The organism is Acinetobacter sp. YH12136 (assembly GCF_013418545.1).
In the GTDB taxonomy this organism is placed as follows: domain Bacteria; phylum Pseudomonadota; class Gammaproteobacteria; order Pseudomonadales; family Moraxellaceae; genus Acinetobacter; species Acinetobacter towneri.
Genome location: NZ_VPBV01000001.1, coordinates 149,286 through 166,570, shown reverse-complemented (window position 1 = coordinate 166,570; position 17,285 = coordinate 149,286). Strand labels below are relative to the sequence as shown.

The window sequence follows — 17,285 nt, the reverse complement described above, 5'->3', positions numbered from 1 at the left end:
AGAAAACCCTGCCAAGTGGCAGGGCTTTGAAAATTTAGCGCTCTATTATAGATAAGAATCGAACATTGCGCTAATAGATTCTTCGTTGTTAATACGGCGAATTGTTTCTGCAACCATACTTGCTACAGATACTTGGCGAATTTTACCAAGTGCTTGAGCTTCTTCTGAAAGAGGAATGGTGTCTGTAACAACCAGTTCATCAATCACAGAATTTTTCAGGTTTTCAATCGCTTTGCCTGAAAGTACAGGGTGGGTAGCATAAGCAACAACGCGGCGAGCACCAAAAGTTTTAAGTGCATCGGCAGCTTTGCATAATGTACCTGCAGTATCCACCATGTCATCTACAATGACACAGTCACGATCTTTTACATCACCAATCAAATGCATCACTTGTGATTCATTCGCTTTTTGACGACGTTTATCGATAATTGCAAGATCGATATCACCCATTTGTTTTGCAACAGCGCGCGCACGAACCACACCACCAACGTCTGGTGAAACTACCATGAGATTGTCGTGTGACTGTTGACGCAGGTCAGCCAATAGCGCAGGCGTACCATAAATGTTGTCTACAGGGATGTCGAAGAAACCTTGAATTTGGTCTGCGTGCAAGTCAATCATCACTACACGGTCAATCCCTACAGTGGTGAGCATATCTGCAACCACTTTAGCGGTAATTGGAACACGTGTAGAACGAGGACGACGGTCTTGGCGGGCATAACCGAAGTAAGGAATAACGGCAGTAATACGACCTGCACTTGCACGACGCAACGCGTCAGCCATCACCAAGATTTCCATGAGGTTGTCATTGGTTGGCGCACAAGTAGGTTGTACGATAAATACGTCTTTACCACGGACATTCTCGGTAATCTCTACAGCAATCTCACCATCAGAGAAGGTAGAAACTGATGCAGCACCTAAAGGAATGTGCAAGTGGCTTACGACTTTTTGAGCGAATTGTGGATGCGCGGTTCCACTAAAAACGACAAGATTGGGCATGAAGCACCCTTGGCGGTTGGTGTATGTAAGAATAGATGGCAGGGGTAGCTGGATTCGAACCAACGGATGCCGATATCAAAAACCGGTGCCTTACCACTTGGCGATACCCCTAATGCGGCAGAACTTTAATATTTTTACTGCGTTCTGTCAAGGTAAATTAACAGGATAGCGCTAATATTGGGGGTTCTGTCTAATGCGAGAAAATGGCAGGGGTAGCTGGATTCGAACCAACGGATGCCGATATCAAAAACCGGTGCCTTACCACTTGGCGATACCCCTAGATTTGATCACTGTAAGATGGCAGGGGTAGCTGGATTCGAACCAACGGATGCCGATATCAAAAACCGGTGCCTTACCACTTGGCGATACCCCTAATACAGTAATCTACAGGTGAAAGAGATGGCAGGGGTAGCTGGATTCGAACCAACGGATGCCGATATCAAAAACCGGTGCCTTACCACTTGGCGATACCCCTATTGTACTGTGAAATGTCGTAATGGAGATTCATCTAAGCTGTTCACAACGTACGCAGTACATGGTGAGTGTGCCAAAATGTCGTCTACATTCATTTCTGCAGTCACTTCAGTAAAGACACAAGCACCTGTACCTGTAAGCTTTGCTTGACCAAATTGGTCTAAATAACGCATTGCTTCATCAACTTCGGGGTATAAATTTCGTGCCACAGGCTCAAAATTATTTCCAAAGTCAGATGGCTTTATCTGATAGCCGCAGAATTTAGTGGGCTTCGTGTTTCTTGTCAATGTTTTTTGTGAAAAAAGTAGTTGAGTGCTGATAAAACAGTCAGGTTTTAACACAATATATTGTTTTGGGGCTAAGTCTATGAATGTTAACTGTTCACCAATGCCTTCTGCCCATGCATTACGACCATGCACAAAGATCGGTACATCTGCTCCGAGCTGTAAACCAAGTTCAGCTAGTTTTTGAGTATCCAAGCCACATTGCCAAAGTTGATTGACTACAATTAAGGTGGTTGCGGCATTGGATGAACCTCCGCCAAGCCCTGCACCCATAGGGATGTGCTTCTCAATTTTAATATTTAAACCTGTGGCTTGTTTCGCGTAGGGTTTTAAAATTTGCGTGGCTTTGTAAATCAGGTTTTGCTCTAAATTGACACTGTTTAAACCCTGAATTTGAATGCTTTGAGTATCATTGACTTCAAATTCTAGCCAGTCGTATAAATCAATCAGTTGAAAAATAGTCTGCAATTCATGGTAGCCGTTGTCACGACGCCCAGTAATGTGCAAAAACAGATTTAATTTGGCAGGTGAGGGTACACGAATCATGGCGAAACTTGGCAAGTGATTAACGATTTTGGATGAGCATTGTAATACGGTTTTCTTGCCCTGATTCAAGTGCTTGTTTCAAAATCAGACGGTTTGGCAAACTGGCACTGTCGTTATAGCTCAAATCGACCGTCCAACCATCTTCAATAAATTGAGTCGGGCGCTGTTGGGGGTCTTTTTGAATTTGGGCATTGACCGTTGCAGGTCGGGCTTGTACCCAATCGACCAAGTGGGTGATGGGCGCTTGCCAACCTGTGGCTTGTTCTAACAGTTCTTCAGGACTTTCGGCATAAATTATCCCTGTTTTGGCACTGTTGAGGGTGACTTGTCCTGGTTGTCCGCTAATTTGCGTTTTACCAACGCCCAAAATGCCGCTCAGTTCAATATCAAACTGCTGTTGCTGCTGTACCCAAGTAAAAAAGGCACTGCCAGATTGCTGCGGAGTGCGCACACCAATTTTGCCTTGTAGGTTAAACTGATTTTCGGCTTCAACTTGCTGTGAAACATGGGCAGGAGATTGCACAAAAGGCTGACAACCTGTGATGAACAGACTGGTACTGACAAACAGGGTAAGACCTAATTTTGAGAATAAACGCATAAAATCACTTAACACTTTTTTTAACGGGCTGCGCTAACAATAGCGAATTTAATTGTTGCAATTGCGGATCATTCGGATGATTTTGTTGTAATTGTTGTAACACTTGGCTGAATTTTTGAATATCTCCTTGCATATACAACGATTTTGCATAACGTGAGCCAATCGCGGCACTATGACTCAGCGCGTAGGCTTTTTCCAAAGCCTGTGCCGAAGCAGTGTAGTCATTTTGCAAATAGCTGACATAACCTAAAGTATCTAAAATAGAGGCTTGTTCAGGTGCAAACTCAAGTGCTTGCTCTACATAGCGACGCGCTTCATCCAAACGACGATTTTGCAGTGCAAGAGTATAGGCGTAGGCATTTAAATAGGTTGGGCTGTTCGGCTCAATTTCCAGTAACTTGGTGAGCAGTTGATCCAGTTTGTCTTTTTCCTGATGTGCATCCAATAGTAAGACTTCTGAATAGATCAGGTCAGGATCATCGGGCAGGTTTTTGATGGCTTCATCTAACAAACGCAGTGCTGCTTTTTTATTGTCCATGCGTTTTAAAATATCGGCCTGTGCCTGATATAAAAAACTGGCGTGCTGCGGATAGTTGACCCGTTCCTGCGTTAAAAAGCGCAGGGCATCGTTCAGTTTATCTTGCTGGGCAAAAATACTGATCATGTTGCGACGTGAAACCGTATAAAGGCTACCATCGACCAAACGATAATAGGCTTTGGCTGTTTCAAAGTGCTGTTTACGCTCGGCATTGACTGCCAAATAGAAATAGGCTTCGTTTTGATATTGGGCTGAATAGCGCAACTCTACTAAATATTTTTCGGCTTTTTCGTATTGTTTCAAGTCAATACTGGTCAAACCTGCAATAAATAAGGCTTCATCTTCCGTAGGCCATTTTTTTAAAATAGCTTCTAGCTTTGTTAGCGCCAAAGTTGCTTCATTTTTTTTGACCAAATATTTGGCTTCGGCTAAACGGACTTCAAAATTATTTTTGTGTTTACGGCTGGATTTTGCATACCAAGCTGCCGTTTCTTCTTCATTGCCAAGTACGCTCAACAAATTGGCTTTCATTAAAATATAGCCAGTGACTTTCGGGCGTTTGCGCAACGCTCTGTTAATGGTGTCGAGCGCGGCTTGATATTGTCCATTTTGCGCTTTTAAACCTGCAATCAATACCAAAATAGATGGATTGTCTTTGGCTTTGCTGGTGCGCAGGGCTTGAATCAGAAATTCACGGTCTTCTACAGATTCAGGGGAAATTCCCGCCAAAATTTGTTCTAAGTCAGCCGTGGCATCAATATTTAGAATTTTATCTAAGGTTTCTGCAGCCAAGTCATATTCATGCGCTTTGAGTGCAATGTGCGCCAAATAAAACAGTGCAGGGACATCGGATGGTTCTTGTACCACCCAATGTGTTGCAATATCTAATGCGGCACGTAGGTCATTTTGTTCAATGGCAATATTCAGGGCGCGTTGTTTAATGGAAGTCGAATTGTTCTTAATTGCCAAGACCGTGTAGTTGTGTAATGCAGTTGGAATATCGCCATAAGCCAAGGCAAATTCTGCCACCATGGTTTGTTTTACCGCATTATAATTTGAATTTGCATGATAAATTTCTTCAGATGCTCTAAGATGAGCAACTGAAGCCATGCTACCGACCAGTAAGAATGTGGTAGAATATTGCTTAATTGTCGCGCCGTATGGTCGGCTATTTGTTTGACGCAATTTTTCTTGATCCAAGTAATGCTTTTTATGACACCGTTATTGCACAATAGCATAAATTTAGCGAAATGATGATCTGATATGTCTTTCTTTGCATTGGGTGTCAACCATCAAACCGCCTCTGTAGAGTTGCGCGAGCAAATTGCATTTAACCCAGAAAAGTTAAGTGCCTTACTTGCTGAGCAAAGCCAACATCCCGAACTGAATGATTTGGTGGTGGTGTCTACCTGCAACCGTACCGAAGTCTACGCCATGTCTGAACATCCAGAACAGGTGTTGGATTGGCTTGCACACGTCAATGGTATTGATGCGAAGCAATTGAGTCGTCATGTTTATCGTTATGAAAATGCACAGGCGGTGTCGCATTTAATGCGCGTAGCCAGTGGGCTAGATTCACTCATGTTGGGTGAGCCGCAAATTTTAGGTCAGGTCAAAACTGCGCTGTCTTTAGCCAAAGACTCACATACGGTTTCGCAACAACTCAACCGAATTTTTGAATATGCGTTTTATGCTGCCAAACGGGTACGTTCAGAAACTGCCGTAGGCAGCCATGCCGTGTCTATGGGTTATGCGGTAGCGCAACTGGCGTTACAAGTATTTAGCCATCCTGAAAAACTAACAGTGATGGTGGTGGCTGCAGGCGAAATGAATAGCCTTGTGGCGAAGCATTTGGCCGAGATGGGCGTCGCTAAAATTTTAATTTGTAACCGTACCCGCGCTCGTGCCGAAGCTTTGGCACAAGAAATTGCGCATCGGGTTGAAGTTGAAATTATTGAATTTGATCAGTTAGCGGCCAATTTACACCGCGCTGATGTAATTTCAAGCTGTACGGGTAGTTTGCATCAGGTGATTGCTTATCCTGAAGTGAAAGCAGCGTTAAAGAAACGTCGCTATCAGCAAATGTTGTTGGTCGATTTGGCCGTACCACGTGATATTGATCCTAAAATTGAAAATTTGGATGGCGTGTATTTGTACGGGGTCGATGACCTGCAAAGCGTGATTGATGAAAACTTGGCGCAGCGTCGTCAGGCGGCTGTGGAAGCAGAGCTAATGGTCAATCAGCTTGTGACTGAGTTGGTGACCCATCAAAAAGTTCAGCAAGCAGGTGCGACCATTCATGCTTACCGTGAACATGGCGAAAGCTTGCGTCAGGAAGAATTAAATTTGGCGATGGCGCGTATTGCCAAAGGTGAAGATGCTGCACAGGTTCTGCAGGAATTTTCCTATCGTTTAACCCAAAAACTGCTGCATCCAACTTCTATTTTATTGCGTGAAGCAGCCAAAGGTGATGAGCCTGAATGTTTTGAGTTTATGCAGGAAAATTTAGCAGCGACTGCCAAACATCGTCGCAAATAAGCAAGATTAACGTGATTTACAAAAAAGATTTTTGACGATACAAACTTAATCTAATCAGACCAGATCGCTTATTCCTCTAACAAGGTCAGCGATCTTTTTTTATCAATTTCATAAATTTGATGTTTCAAGCGCTTCATTTCTTCAATACTGCTGAATTTTTTGGAGCGAATTTTTTGCTGTAAACAGTCGTATTGCAATTTGGTCGAAAAATCCTGCGCCAATTTATCGACGTGTTCAGGAGAAGTCGTGTAATCACTGACATTGGCTTGTTGTAAAATGCGCTGTAATTCATAGTGATACGCTGAGCATGCACCCAAAATATAATATTTGGCTTGTTCAGGATCATCGGGTAGATCATCAAAAATAGTATTTAAAATATTTAAGATTTGGTGTAGCAGATGATCATTTGGAATCAGCGCACGTAACGGTTCAAAGTGAATATACAAATACGGGTGATTGATTAGAATCGCAATCACATATTCTTCGGCATCGACTTTGGTGCTAAAACTCAAAGATGCATCGTTATTGGTCTGTGCCTGCCATTTACGGTTAAAGCCTAACTTTTCACGGAAAAACTGTTGCAGCAAATAGCGATAAGAACCCGTTTTGGGCAAAAGTTCGGTCAACTGCCGCAGTTCACCCATGACCTGACTTTTGCCTTCAGGGGTACTGATATTATGGTTTTGGGTGAGATGCGCAAAGACAAAATCTGATAGCAAAGGTGCTTGATCTAATAAACGTCGGAAATTTTCGATGCCTTCACGACGAATAAGTGAGTCAGGGTCGTGCTCATTGGGTAAAACAAAGAACTTCAGTTCACGTCCATCATTGAGCAAAGGCAGTGCAATTTCCAGTGTACGACGTGCGGCTTTTTGACCTGCGGCATCGCCATCAAACGCGATGGTAATGCGGTTGTTTTGGCGGAATAGAATGTTTAAATGATCGGTATTACTGGCTGTACCGAGTGTCGCTACAGCACCATGAATGCCGTATTGCTGCAAGGCAATCACATCCATATAGCCTTCGACCATTAAATAATCTTGGGCTTTTTGTTTGCGTCCTTCATATAAACCATAGAGCAATTGGTTTTTATGAAACACTTCCGAATCGGGCGAGTTGATGTATTTGGGTTTGATTTCATCATTAAGTGCGCGACCACCAAAGCCGACCACACGTCCTTTGCTGTCACGGATTGGAAAAATCACCCGATCACGTAATAAATCGAAGTCACGTCCCTTGTCACTGGTACGAATTAAGCCTAGCAGTTTTAAACCTGCAATGTCTTGCGGAAAGGCTTTTTCTAAATGCTGCCAATCTTCGGGTGCGTAACCCAAGCGCCAAAACTGCAAGGTTTGTGCGGTTAAACCACGTTTTTGAAAATACTGTTGCGCGGCAGGGCTGTGCGGCAATTGCTGCTCATAATATTGCGCTATATTTTCTAGCAAGTCGTATAAGTTGCCTTCTTGTGCAGGTGTGTCCTGCATGGTGTCCCATTGCTCAAAACCTGCAAACGGGTCGGCATTGTTTTGAAATTCCGAGTTCTGAAATTCCGAGTTTGCGTATTCAGCACTTTGAAACTCGGCAAAAGGATCAAAGTCGATGCCAGAAGCTTCAAAAGTATGTTCGCTTGATGTGGTTTGAGCTGCAGAAGTTTCATTCTGGTCTTTTGCTGTTGGTTTGGGTTGAGCTATCGGTGTTGGCTTTTTGGCTTCACGTTTATAAGAGAGTTTTTTATTGTCGTGCTGATCTTTTGGGAGTTCGATGCCTGTTTGACTGGCCAAGTCTTTCATGACATCTACAAAATTGCGGTTATCAATATCCATTAAAAAACGGATGGCGTTACCATTTGCCTGACAGCCAAAGCAATGATAGTACTGCTTGTCACGGTAAACGTGAAAAGACGGGGTTTTTTCCTGATGGAACGGGCAGCAGCCCGAATAGGTACGACCAGTTTTTTTTAATTTCACACGCTGACTAATCAGATCGACAATATCAGTGCGATCTAAAATTTGATCAATCGTGTGCTGTGGAATGGCCATACGGTTTTGTCTGTTATCTCTTGGTAGTGAAAGGTTCGCCGAACAGGTTGAATACATCAGACTGTGCTGATTGACTCAATGAGTATTCTCTTTTGTATCTTTTTCTAGGACAGGAAACAAGCCCATAAAAGAACAAAGGGCAAGTATCATAACTTGCCCTTTGCATTTTTCAAAACTGAAAAATCAGTCGGAATGGTTTTATTCAGTGCTGTCGTTTTGAGATTTTGGACGATCGAGCAAGCCAAAACTCAAACGGTTGGTGAGGCTGCGTGATGGCTCTGCTTGTGCTTTAGTATCTGACTGTTGTGCTTCGGTGCTGCTTTGCGCTTCACGTCCGAAAATACCCAAAGTTGCACGGTTAATCCAGCTTGCGTCATGACGGGCAGCACGTAAATTCACGCTACCATCTGCTTTAACCAAATTTGGATAGTTCAGTTTCAACACATCAATATATTGCTGAGCTGTGGCTTGATCGCCCAGTTTGCCATAACCATAAGCCACCGTTGCCAATGCTTCTGGAATTTGTGGAGTTTGCGGATAATGCTCAACTACCCACAATGAACGCTCTACTGCAGCCACCCATGCTTTACGTTTAATGTTATAACGTGCTGCATTCATTTCGGCTTCTGCCAGTTCCTGACCAATAAACTGCATACGCTGTGCAGCATCTACCGCATAAGTGCTCGATGGATAGCGACGGATAAAATCGACAAAGTTTTGATACGCTAGTTTTAAATAGCTGACATCACGGTGCGCTTGCTTGAGCGAGGTATAACGCAACAAACCATCATAGTTTTGTTCCATATTCGCTACGCCACGTACATAGTAGGCATAATCGGCTTTAGGATGCTGCGGGTTCATGCGGATAAAACGATCTGCAACAGCAATTGCGCCTTCATAATCTTTTTGCTGGAATTTTGCATACAACAATTCAAGCTGCGCTTGCTGCGCATAATCACCCGTTGGATAATAGGTTTCTAAAGCTTCAAGATGCTTAACGGCATCGGTGTATTGACCACGATCCAGTGCTTTTTCTGCTTTTTCAATATAAACCTGTTCGCTAGATTGCGGACCAGTATCGACCACTTCTTTTTTTGGATTGCTGCTACAGCCCACAATTGCAGACGCAACGCCGAGTGAAAGAGCAAGCATTGTTATTTTATAACGTGGTAGCGACATAAAAATTCCTCTGTTAATACGGGCAATGAGCTACAATTGCGCTATTAAACCACTTTTGTCTGAATGAGCAAATGAGTCAAGCACAATCTACCCATTCCAATTTACCTGAAACTGAGTTCAATTTACTTGAAGATGCTGAGGATGCAGATAACCATACTTCAGACTCAACTGCAACACGTTTATCGTTGCAATTTCAATTGGATGACAGCCACTTAGGACTACGCATCGACCAAGTTGCAGCCATCATTTGGAGTGAATTTTCACGTGAAAAGCTAAAACAGTGGCTCAAAGACGGTCATTTGTTGGTAAATGGTAACACGGTCAAACCTAAATATAAGTGTGAAGGTGATGAGCTTCTTACCCTAGAAGTCGAGCTTGAAGCGCAAACCCGCAGCCTGCCTGAAGATATTCCACTGGATATTATTTATGAAGATGATGACATCATGGTGATTAATAAACCTGTGGGCATGGTGGTGCATCCGGGGGCGGGAAATAGCTCTGGAACTCTGGTGAATGCCTTGCTGCATCATTATCCTAAATCTGCCGAATTGACCCGTGCAGGCTTGGTGCATCGTATTGATAAAGACACTTCAGGCTTGTTGGTCGTAGCGAAGAACTTAGAATCACAGTTTGCTTTAACCAAACAACTGGCGAAGAAATCAGTTTATCGTTTATACGACTTGGTGGTGTATGGCAACATGATTGCTGGTGGAACGGTCGATGAACCGATTAAACGCCATCCTGTAGATCGAATTAAAATGGCGGTCTTGCCAGGCGGTAAAGAGGCCGTGACGCATTACAATGTGAAAGAACGTTTTCAGCACTTCACTCGCGTTCAGGCACGTTTGGAAACAGGGCGTACCCATCAAATTCGTGTGCATTTAAGTTATATTGGTTTTGGTTTGGTAGGCGATCCTGTCTATACCCCACGTGTACGTGTCCCCGCGGGTGCATCGGCATTGTTAAATGATACATTGCGTAACTTTAAACGTCAGGCCTTACATGCCGTCAAACTCGGTTTGGTGCATCCACGTACTCAAGAAGAAATGATGTTTGAAGCGCCGTGGCCTGAAGACTTTAAACAATTGGTAGATGTATTACGCAGCGAAAATGCCGCGTACTGATGCCATTCAACATCTGTCAGCTCAGATGGGCCGTTATATGCAGTTAAAAGGATAGAGGCATGCAATTTGTTCAAGGACTCCCTGCAGGAGTATATGTCGGACAAACCCGCATACAACATGCGCAGGCACTGGCAACAAGTTCAACAGAACTGTCTGGGTTTAATTTGGCACTGCATGTGCAGGATGATGCATGGCGTGTGCAGCAGCATCGTATGCGTTTGCTGGCAGAGTTTGCTGAATATGGGGTCGATAAACTGACTTGGATGACACAGACGCATAGTGTGTTGTGTCAGACCATTAATGAGCAAATCACTTTTGAAGCCTTAGAGGGTGATGGCTTGGTCACGCAGCGTAAAGCACATGCTTTAATGATGATGACTGCGGACTGCTTACCTGTGGTTTTAGGTAATGCAGAAGGCACAGAAGTGGCCAACTTGCATGCGGGCTGGCGAGGTTTAGCTAACGGTATTATTGAAAACACCATTGCTGAAATGCAAAGTGCACCAACATGGGCGTGGTTAGGTGCTGCCATCAGTCAGCCACGTTTTGAGGTTGGAGCAGAAGTAAAACAGGCCTTTTGTGATAAATATCCTGAACTGGGTACGGCCTTTATAGATGGGCAACAATCTGGTAAATACTTTGCCGACTTGTATGCGATTGCACGCTATATTTTGCAGCAACATGGTGTCGCAACGGTATTGGGTGGTGATCAGTGCTCATATTCGCAGGCCGATCAGTACTATTCTTACCGCCGTCAGCCACGTACAGGCCGCATGGCAACATTCGTGTTTATGCAGGCTTAGTGTTAAACTTGACTTAATTATTTGGTTTTAAACATTCTCATGTCAGTGTCTCATTCAACATCTTCTTGCGCTGCAATTCGTGTGGCGGTGGTTTATCACAGTCCTTATGGCCATACTGCTAAGGTGGCACAGCATATTGCGCAAGGTGCTACACAAATGGGCGCACAAGTTGAGTTGATGGCGGTCACTGAGATTAAATGGGACAGCTTAGACCAAGCCGATATTATTATTATGGGCTGTCCAACGTATATGGGAAGCATCACCTCTGCCTTAAAACAGTTTATGGAAGAATCTTCCAAGCGCTGGTTGGCCAGAACTTGGCAAGGCAAACTTGCCGCAGGCTTTACCAATGGCGGTGGGTTAAGTGGCGATAAACTGGCTGTCTTGCAACAAATAAATTTATTTGCAATGCAGCACGGCATGTTGTGGTCAGGTTTACCGTTTATGCCTACAGGCCGTAGCCCACATGACATTAATCGTATGTCGAGCTTTTTGGGTTTAATGACGCAATCGGATAATGCCAGTGTAGAAGTTACACCACCAGAAGGTGATTTAGAAACTGCGGTCAAATTTGGCAAGTATTTGGTGGAATTAAAACTTAAAGCTTAAGTTTGATTCGATTTTTACAAATGCCATAAAAATGCTCGATATTTAATCGAGCATTTTTATTGGTGATGCTAATTTTTAAATGATGGTAATTTATTAAATTACTTGTGCATCAAACGTGCTTTATCACGCTGCCAGTCACGGTCTTTCTCTGAAGCACGTTTATCATGCAATTGTTTACCTTTAACCAAGGCAATTTCCAGTTTTGCCAAAGGGCCTTTCCAATAGCAAGCCAAAGGTACACAGGAATAGCCTTTTTGATTCACAGCACCCATCAACTTTTCAATTTCACGACGTGACAATAAAAGTTTACGGGTACGGGTTGCTTCAGGTACAACGTGAGTAGATGCAGACAGTAGCGGCTGAATTTGTGCACCAAATAAATAAGCTTCATTGTCACGAAATAAAATATAACTTTCGGTGATGGTCATGCGCCCAGCACGTAAAGATTTGACTTCCCAGCCTTGCAGTGAAAGTCCAGCCTCAAATTTTTCTTCAATAAAATAATCGTGGCGTGCACGTTTATTCTGTGCAATTGTGCCGCCCGTATTTTTTTTAACTACAGTTACCTTCGCCATAATCAATTACTTCCAAACTTATGACTATTGTGCCTCAAACCAAGGCTTGCTGACAAATCAAAATCATCACAACTGTTGGCTAAACTGCTTTGATATTTCATAATTTGGTAGACTTTAGTTCACTAAAATTTTTTGTATTTGTTAAACTAACTTTGACAAAACCAACTAGAGCATAATGGATGTCTAAAACTCGCGTAATTTATCCGGGCACCTTTGACCCGATTACTAATGGTCATATTGACTTGGTGACACGTGCTGCAAAAATGTTTGATGAAGTCGTGGTCGCAATTGCCATTGGACATCATAAAAATCCAATTTTTACTTTGGAAGAACGTGTGGAATTGGCACAGGCATCTTTAAAGCATTTGCCTAATGTTGAATTTGTCGGATTTGATGGTTTATTGGTTAATTTTTTCCGTGAGCAAAATGCGACTGCAGTTTTGCGTGGTTTGCGTGCTGTTTCAGATTTTGAATACGAATTTCAGTTGGCAAATATGAACCGTCAATTAGATGCGAAATATGAAGCGGTATTTCTGACTCCTTCAGAGCAATATTCATTTATTTCTTCTACATTAGTTCGTGAAATTGCACGCTTAAAAGGTGATGTGACTAAATTTGTTGCACCTGTTGTGGTCGAAGCCTTTGAGCGTAAATTACGACAAGGTTGGTAGCGTGTCTTTATATATTACCGATGAATGTATTAACTGTGATGTCTGTGAACCTGTATGCCCAAATGAGGCAATTTATATGGGTGAGCTGATTTATGAGATTAATCCAGCATTATGTACTGAATGTGTAGGACATCACGAGCAGCCGCAGTGTCAGTTATTTTGCCCAGTCGATTGTATTCCGCTCGATCCAGAGCATGTAGAAACACAGGAACAATTGCTGGAAAAATATAAAAAACTGATTGCTCAAAAAAGCGCAAGCAATTAACTTATAATTTTGCTAAGATGCGCCTTCGAAGTGAACCAGACGATCGCTGCTGTGGAGGTCTCCGTGACTGAAACAGGGGAGGAAAGTCCGGGCTTCATAGGGCAGGGTGCCAGGTAACGCCTGGGCGGCGTGAGCCGACGGAAAGTGCAGCAGAGAGTAGACCGCCTTCGTATGGTTTCTTTTTCGGAAGAAATTGAAGGTAAGGGTGAAAGGGTGCGGTAAGAGCGCACCGCATGGCTGGTAACAGTTCATGGCATGGTAAACCCCACCAGAAGCAAGACCAAATAGGAATCCTGAGGTACGGCCCGTACTGGATTCGGGTAGGTCGCTTGAGCGTATGAGTGATTGTACGCCTAGAGGAATGATCGTTCTCGACAGAACCCGGCTTATCGGTTCACTTCACCAAATTTTAAGCAATTGATGCGTGATAAGGCTTGACGTTACCTAGATTACAGCAGATAATGCGCGCACAGTTTTTGGCTATGTAGCTCAGTTGGTTAGAGCACCGCACTCATAATGCGGGGGTCACAGGTTCAAGTCCCGTCATAGCCACCATTTTTCAGACCACGTTCACTAACGTGGTCTTTTTTTTGTTTAAAATTTGTCTGTGCAATCTATTTGAGCTGTATCCAGTTGAATCTGCATTTGTAGGTTTTGAATCTGTTGCCAATTGGCTTGTTGATCAGAGTGAGCAAAAATTTTGGCATCGACCTGATTTAATTTTTTTAGCGAAATGTGTTGTGATGCACAATAACGCCCTACAGCACGCTCATAAGCCAGTTGTTGCTGCGCTGCAGCATTGAGTTGATGTGCCGTTAAAATCTTTTGCTGCCCTTTGGCATAAGCAACCAAGACACGTCGGTCTGCGATGCTATAACTCATTTTAGAATTAATAAATTGCGCAACATCACGCCGTACACCGTTGTAATCTACAAAAATAGGTGAAACCAAAGCACAGGAACTTAAGCCAACAACAAGGCTACTCAGTATTATAGACTTCAAGATCATGGTTGAATTTATTCTCTTTTTTCTGTGTGACTTGATATAGATTTTGCTGCAAATATTTAAGAATCTCCGTAAGAAAATAGTAATTTGATTAAAATTAAACAAATCTCCCTGTTTTTGCTTAAACTGTGAGCGTTTGTAAATTAAAATGCTTGACGATGCAGAGCTAAGTTTAGATAATGCGCACACAGTTTACGGCTATGTAGCTCAGTTGGTTAGAGCACCGCACTCATAATGCGGGGGTCACAGGTTCAAGTCCCGTCATAGCCACCATTTTAATAGACCAAGCTCTCAGCTTGGTCTTTTTTTATGTCTAAAATTTAAGTTGAGCTTTATTGACCTATTCTTAAAATACAGACAATAAAAAACCAAGCCTTCGCTTGGTTTTTTACGCTTCTGTTTAAGCCATAGTTTTGCTTAAATTCCAGGTTTCCAGCCATTCACCAATGGGTAACGACGTTCACGGCCAAATGCGCGTGAACTGATACGTGGTCCTAGGGCACCTTGACGGCGCTTATATTCATTGCGATCAACCAATTGAATCACTTTCTCAACCATTGCACGTTCAAAGCCTTTGCCAATAATATCTTCTTGGCTTTGATCTTCTTCAATGTAGGCATACAAAATTGCATCCAAAATTTCGTACGGTGGTAAAGAGTCTTGGTCTTTCTGATCTGGGCGCAATTCTGCAGAAGGTGGGCGAGTAATCACGCGTTCTGGAATAACAGGCGTATCAGCAATACTGTTACGGTATTTTGCCAGTTCAAATACAATGGTTTTATACACGTCTTTGAGTACGGCATAACCACCGACCATATCTCCGTATAAGGTGCAATAGCCAACAGCCAGCTCAGATTTGTTGCCTGTAGACAGGACTAAATTACCAAATTTATTGGAAAGCCCCATCAAAATTGTACCGCGTGCACGGGCTTGTAAATTTTCTTCAGTAGTGTCACTTGGGCTATTACCAAAGAATGGATACAGGGTTTGCATGAAGCTATTCACTACAGGATGAATTTCGGCAATGCCGAAGGTAACACCTAATGCTTTGGCTTGCTCTGCCGCATCTTCAACACTGATTTGTGCTGTATAAGTATATGGCATCATCACCGCTTGTACTTTGTCTGCACCAATGGCATCGACTGCAATTGCAAGTGTCAGCGCAGAGTCAATACCACCCGATAAACCTAAAATAACCCCAGGGAAGCCTGAACGTTGTACATAGTCACGTGTAGCTAAAACCAAGCCTTGGTAAATTTCTGCCAACGTATCTAAAGCGGGGCTAATCTCTGCAGTTTTAAAGTGTTTCTGAGCAGCGTCATATTCAACGAAGAATACACCTTCCTGATACGTCGGCGCTTGTAGTGCAACATCGCCCGCTTGGTTGATCACGAAGCTAGTGCCATCGAAGATTAAATCATCTTGACCGCCCACTTGGTTCACATATACAACATTTAAGTGGAGCTGCTTAGCCAACTCAGTCATGGTTTGTACACGATGTTGTGGCTTGCCCACTTCATAAGGGGATGCATTGAGCACCAATGCTGTTTCAACATTGAGTTGTGCGAGTTGCTGTACCGTTGGCAGTGCCCATAAGTCTTCGCAAATCAATACGCCAAATTTATGTCCAAGGTATTCAAATACCAGATGTTGATGACCCTCATCGAAATAACGCTTCTCATCAAATACGGCATAATTTGGTAAATTTTGTTTGTTATAAATACCAAGAATATTGCCATCTTTCATGACTGCAGCAGAGTTGAAACGTTGACCATCTTCAGTTTCATTCACAAAACCGAAAACTAAAACGATATCTTTAATTTCACGTAATTGTTCAAATGCTTGTTGAGTGCGTTTGTTCAAGCTTGGGCGCAGTAATAAATCTTCTGCTGGGTAACCCAAGAGAGAAAGTTCAGGGAAAATAATCAGATCTGCGTGTTGTTTTTTCGCTTCATTTGCCTGTTCAAGCATTTTTTGCGCATTTGCTTCGAGATTGCCGATGTGTGGAGAGAACTGTGCAAGGGCAATTTTAAAAGATTTCATTTAAATTAAGTCCTATTCCTATAGGTTTAAAATACACATAAACGACTGATTATTATTGTTATAAAAATTTCAGCGCAGTGTATTGTGGATTAAACGACTGCCGAAAGGCACAAATAAAAACCATTTATTATCTAACAGATAAAGATCTTATTTTGCGGTGCAAAAATAGAGACTTTTGCTATTTTATCGTAATTTAGAATAGATGCTAGCATCGAATACACTTTATTCTTGTATGCTGCAGAATATCACTGAAATATGACAGAATTTTTATGCTATTTATTTGAAATTATTATATTTTAAGATTGGGCTTGTCTGTGGTTTTAAGTCGGATCGCTCAAGTTAAAGAATATTCAGTTAAGCAATTGGTTTTGGTGGATTCAGAATAATATTGTCAATTTTTTTCAGGAAAATATCTTTAGCGATGTCGCCTTGTTGTTCAATGTTATAGGCAAAAAAAGGCTTGTTTGTAGTCAATTGATAGCGATATGGATTGTACTGTTTAAAGCTTAAATAATATGCCGTTTGTAAGAGTGCGCCATGTAGCAAGACATTGATTTTCTGTTGATATTGCAAGACATGCGCCATTTCGTGAATAAAAATGGCTTGATAGCCTAAATGTGCTTGAGTGTAGTCTGAACGGTAATGCAAATTACGCACATGAATATCACCACAGGGTGCCATAAATATGTGTTGTGGTTGCCAAGGTAAATAGGGGTGATTCATGACTCTGACTTTGCTGTAGTCAATTAAATGACCGAACACAGACTGGCATAGCTGTATTTCTGCAGGTGTTAAGTAGCGATATTTAAACTGCGCAAGTTTTAAAAAACGCATGAGCAGACTTAAAAATAAGAAATGCAGTTGCAGCATGTAAATTGATCATGAAAGGCTGATATCAAAAATATAGCGTAAATTGGCTGATGACCCAATCTAATTATCTTGTTTAAGTCAAACTACCAAGGCTTTACATTATGGCGAAACAAATATTCAAAAAT

The 17,285-nt window shown here is 42.5% G+C and carries 16 protein-coding genes, 6 tRNA genes and 1 other RNA gene; 9 read left to right on the top strand and 14 right to left on the bottom strand.

What is annotated here, in order from left to right:
* Positions 1-45: 45 nt before the first annotated feature.
* The 8 genes from FTU71_RS00810 to FTU71_RS00775 form a co-directional block, all read right to left on the bottom strand.
* Positions 46-999 (bottom strand): ribose-phosphate pyrophosphokinase, encoded by a 954-nt coding sequence (locus FTU71_RS00810; protein WP_004972226.1) that lies wholly within the window; start codon positions 997-999, stop codon positions 46-48.
* Positions 1,000-1,035: 36 nt separating this feature from the next.
* Positions 1,036-1,110: transfer RNA gene (locus FTU71_RS00805), tRNA-Gln, on the bottom strand.
* 93 nt (positions 1,111-1,203) lie between these two features.
* A tRNA-Gln gene (locus FTU71_RS00800) sits at positions 1,204-1,278 on the bottom strand.
* Positions 1,279-1,297: 19 nt separating this feature from the next.
* A tRNA-Gln gene (locus tag FTU71_RS00795) sits at positions 1,298-1,372 on the bottom strand.
* A gap of 27 nt (positions 1,373-1,399) precedes the next feature.
* Positions 1,400-1,474 (bottom strand) — tRNA-Gln (locus FTU71_RS00790).
* On the bottom strand, positions 1,473-2,303 hold the full coding sequence (ispE, locus tag FTU71_RS00785) for a 4-(cytidine 5'-diphospho)-2-C-methyl-D-erythritol kinase (RefSeq protein WP_131260682.1): 831 nt from the start codon (positions 2,301-2,303) through the stop codon (positions 1,473-1,475). Before ispE ends, FTU71_RS00790 begins: the two co-directional genes overlap by 2 nt.
* 19 nt (positions 2,304-2,322) lie before the next feature.
* Positions 2,323-2,901, bottom strand: a complete 579-nt coding sequence (gene lolB / locus FTU71_RS00780; RefSeq protein WP_154320977.1) for a lipoprotein insertase outer membrane protein LolB — start codon at positions 2,899-2,901, stop codon at positions 2,323-2,325.
* Positions 2,902-2,905: 4 nt separating this feature from the next.
* Entirely contained in the window at positions 2,906-4,624 is a 1,719-nt protein-coding gene (locus tag FTU71_RS00775; protein WP_179993596.1) for a tetratricopeptide repeat protein, read from the bottom strand.
* Between the two features lie 78 nt (positions 4,625-4,702).
* Here FTU71_RS00775 and hemA point away from each other — a divergent pair, with 78 nt between their 5' ends.
* Complete coding sequence (gene hemA / locus FTU71_RS00770) at positions 4,703-5,977, top strand: glutamyl-tRNA reductase (protein ID WP_131260679.1); 1,275 nt, start codon at positions 4,703-4,705, stop codon at positions 5,975-5,977.
* A 68-nt stretch (positions 5,978-6,045) separates the two neighbouring features.
* Here the strand turns inward: hemA and FTU71_RS00765 are convergent, their stop codons facing one another.
* Positions 6,046-8,016: a DNA primase gene (locus tag FTU71_RS00765; RefSeq protein ID WP_096901021.1), complete on the bottom strand. Its 1,971-nt coding sequence runs from the start codon at positions 8,014-8,016 to the stop codon at positions 6,046-6,048.
* A 198-nt stretch (positions 8,017-8,214) separates the two neighbouring features.
* Entirely contained in the window at positions 8,215-9,195 is a 981-nt protein-coding gene (locus FTU71_RS00760) for an outer membrane protein assembly factor BamD (protein ID WP_178866169.1), read from the bottom strand.
* A 71-nt stretch (positions 9,196-9,266) separates the two neighbouring features.
* On the opposite strand from FTU71_RS00760, the gene rluD reads away from it, so the two are divergent.
* Genes rluD through FTU71_RS00745 form a run of 3 tightly spaced genes read left to right on the top strand, consistent with a single transcriptional unit; the run spans position 9,267 to position 11,731 of the window.
* A complete protein-coding gene (gene rluD / locus FTU71_RS00755) occupies positions 9,267-10,319 on the top strand; it encodes a 23S rRNA pseudouridine(1911/1915/1917) synthase RluD (protein ID WP_180037576.1) in 1,053 nt (350 codons plus the stop codon).
* 59 nt (positions 10,320-10,378) lie between these two features.
* Positions 10,379-11,122 carry a peptidoglycan editing factor PgeF gene (gene pgeF, locus FTU71_RS00750; protein ID WP_179993594.1) on the top strand — a complete coding sequence of 248 codons (744 nt, stop codon included), beginning with the start codon at positions 10,379-10,381 and terminating at the stop codon, positions 11,120-11,122.
* A 39-nt stretch (positions 11,123-11,161) separates the two neighbouring features.
* A complete protein-coding gene (locus FTU71_RS00745) occupies positions 11,162-11,731 on the top strand; it encodes a flavodoxin family protein (RefSeq protein WP_179993593.1) in 570 nt (189 codons plus the stop codon).
* A gap of 98 nt (positions 11,732-11,829) precedes the next feature.
* Here FTU71_RS00745 and smpB read toward each other — a convergent pair whose 3' ends face one another.
* Positions 11,830-12,306, bottom strand: a complete 477-nt coding sequence (gene smpB, locus FTU71_RS00740) for an SsrA-binding protein SmpB (RefSeq protein ID WP_168418034.1) — start codon at positions 12,304-12,306, stop codon at positions 11,830-11,832.
* Positions 12,307-12,485: 179 nt separating this feature from the next.
* On the opposite strand from smpB, the gene coaD reads away from it, so the two are divergent.
* The 4 genes from coaD (at position 12,486) to FTU71_RS00720 (ending at position 13,797) form a co-directional block, all read left to right on the top strand.
* Complete coding sequence (coaD, locus tag FTU71_RS00735) at positions 12,486-12,977, top strand: pantetheine-phosphate adenylyltransferase (RefSeq protein WP_004972207.1); 492 nt, start codon at positions 12,486-12,488, stop codon at positions 12,975-12,977.
* Position 12,978: 1 nt separating this feature from the next.
* A complete protein-coding gene (locus FTU71_RS00730) occupies positions 12,979-13,242 on the top strand; it encodes a YfhL family 4Fe-4S dicluster ferredoxin (RefSeq protein WP_004972206.1) in 264 nt (87 codons plus the stop codon).
* A 27-nt stretch (positions 13,243-13,269) separates the two neighbouring features.
* An RNA gene (gene rnpB / locus FTU71_RS00725) (RNase P RNA component class A) lies at positions 13,270-13,647 on the top strand.
* 73 nt (positions 13,648-13,720) lie between these two features.
* A tRNA-Met gene (locus FTU71_RS00720) sits at positions 13,721-13,797 on the top strand.
* A gap of 39 nt (positions 13,798-13,836) precedes the next feature.
* Here the strand turns inward: FTU71_RS00720 and FTU71_RS00715 are convergent.
* Positions 13,837-14,250, bottom strand: coding sequence for a hypothetical protein (locus FTU71_RS00715; protein ID WP_096901016.1), 414 nt, complete (start codon positions 14,248-14,250; stop codon positions 13,837-13,839).
* Positions 14,251-14,443: 193 nt separating this feature from the next.
* On the opposite strand from FTU71_RS00715, the gene FTU71_RS00710 reads away from it, so the two are divergent.
* Positions 14,444-14,520 (top strand) — tRNA-Met (locus FTU71_RS00710).
* A gap of 144 nt (positions 14,521-14,664) precedes the next feature.
* Here FTU71_RS00710 and FTU71_RS00705 read toward each other — a convergent pair.
* Both FTU71_RS00705 and FTU71_RS00700 read right to left on the bottom strand, forming a co-directional pair.
* Complete coding sequence (locus FTU71_RS00705) at positions 14,665-16,290, bottom strand: NAD+ synthase (protein ID WP_168460910.1); 1,626 nt, start codon at positions 16,288-16,290, stop codon at positions 14,665-14,667.
* Between the two features lie 354 nt (positions 16,291-16,644).
* Positions 16,645-17,160: a hypothetical protein gene (locus tag FTU71_RS00700; RefSeq protein WP_178318539.1), complete on the bottom strand. Its 516-nt coding sequence runs from the start codon at positions 17,158-17,160 to the stop codon at positions 16,645-16,647.
* Between the last annotated feature and the right edge of the window lie 125 nt (positions 17,161-17,285).